Source organism: Allobosea sp. CER48 (genome assembly GCF_044752385.1).
GTDB lineage: Bacteria > Pseudomonadota > Alphaproteobacteria > Rhizobiales > Beijerinckiaceae > Allobosea.
Window position 1 is genome coordinate 1 of the sequence record NZ_JBIWYK010000623.1, and the last position, 1,501, is coordinate 1,501.

The following is a 1,501-nucleotide window of genomic DNA, read 5'->3' on the forward strand; positions in this document are numbered from 1 at the left end:
CGAGCATGACGTCGAGGCTCGTCACTCCGCAGCGACAGTGGCGGGCGCCGTGAACGGCCTGTCCTCGATCCCCGCCCGCGCCAGCTTCTCCGGCAATGGCCCGCCGGTCGCCCAGTCCAGCAGTTCGGCGGTATGGACAACCGGCGTCGTCGCGCCCTTGTCGGCAAAGCCCTTCGCGAGCTGGGTCATGCAGCCGATATTGCCGGTCGCGACCAACACCGGCTTTGTGCGCTCGATGTTGCCGATCTTGCGTTCGCGCAGGCGCCCGGCGATCTCGGGCTGCAGGATGTTGTAGACGCCGGCCGAGCCGCAGCAGATATGGCCTTCCGGCACCTCCCTGACCTTGAAGCCTGCGCTGGAGAGCAGCCGCTTCGGCCCGTCCTTGAGCTGCTGGCCGTGCTGCATCGAACATGCCGAGTGATAGGCGATCGGCATGGCGACATCGCGGATCGGGGCGAGTTCCAGCGTCTCCAGAAATTCGGTGACGTCCTTCGCCAGCGCCGCGACCTGCGCCGCCTTCTCGGCATAGGCAGGCTCGTTGCGGAACATGAAGCCGTAATCCTTGATCGTGGTGCCGCAGCCCGAAGCCGTGATCAGGATGGCATCGAGCCCCTCGCCCCGGACCTCGGCAATCCAGGCGTCGATATTGGCACGGGCGAAGGCGAGTGCATCGTGCTCCTGCCCCATATGATGGACGAGCGCGCCGCAGCAGCCCTCGCCCCTGGGCAGCACGACCTCGACGCCATGGCGGTTGAGCAGGCGGATCGTCGCCTCGTTGATGGCGGGATCGAGCACCGGCTGGGCGCAGCCCGAGAGCAGCGCGACACGCTTCGTCCGCGCAGCGGGCGGCGGGAAGTTCTGCGGACCCTCCATGGTGGAGCGCGTCGGCAGCCGCGCCGGCGCCAGCGCCAGCATCGCCTTGAGCCTCGGCCCCACGACCGGTACCACGCCGAGGACGGGCGCCAGGGGCTTGCCGATGAGCGCCGCCAGCATCGCGGCCCGGAAGCGGCCGGGATAGGGCAGGATCGCCGCCAGCACCCTGCGCAGCAGCCGGTCATGCCAGGAGCGCGTGTAGGTCTCCTCGATATGGGCGCGGGCATGATCCACGAGATGCATGTAGTTCACGCCCGAGGGACAGGTCGTCATGCAGGAGAGGCAAGAGAGGCAGCGGTCGATATGCTTCACCACCTCGGGGGTGGCGGGCTTGCCGTTCTCCAGCATGTCCTTGATCTGGTAGATGCGGCCGCGCGGGGAATCGAGCTCGTCGCCGAGCAGCAGATAGGTCGGGCAGGTCGCGGTGCAGAATCCGCAATGCACGCAGGTACGCAGGATCTTCTCCGAGGCCGGCATGCGCGGGTCGGAAGCAAGGCGCTCGGGAGTGAAGTTGGTCTGCATCAGATCCCCGCATACATCCGGCCGGGCTCGAAGATGCCGGCCGGATCGAAGCTCGCCTTGATGCCCGCCGTGACCCGCATCAGCGGCTCCGCCAAGGGCTGGAATA

General features: G+C 67.6%; 1 protein-coding gene. It reads right to left on the bottom strand.

Annotated features, from left to right (window positions below):
* Nucleotides 1–21 precede the first annotated feature (21 nt).
* Nucleotides 22–1,395 (bottom strand): glycolate oxidase subunit GlcF, encoded by a 1,374-nt coding sequence (gene glcF, locus ACIPIA_RS16095; RefSeq protein WP_400510980.1) that lies wholly within the window; start codon nt 1,393–1,395, stop codon nt 22–24.
* Nucleotides 1,396–1,501 lie beyond the last annotated feature (106 nt).

Bases quoted from the DNA above. Each gene is read 5' to 3' on its own strand.
- glcF (WP_400510980.1), bottom strand. From the start codon at position 1,395: ATGCAGACCAACTTCACTCCCGAGCGCCTTGCTTCCGACCCGCGCATG.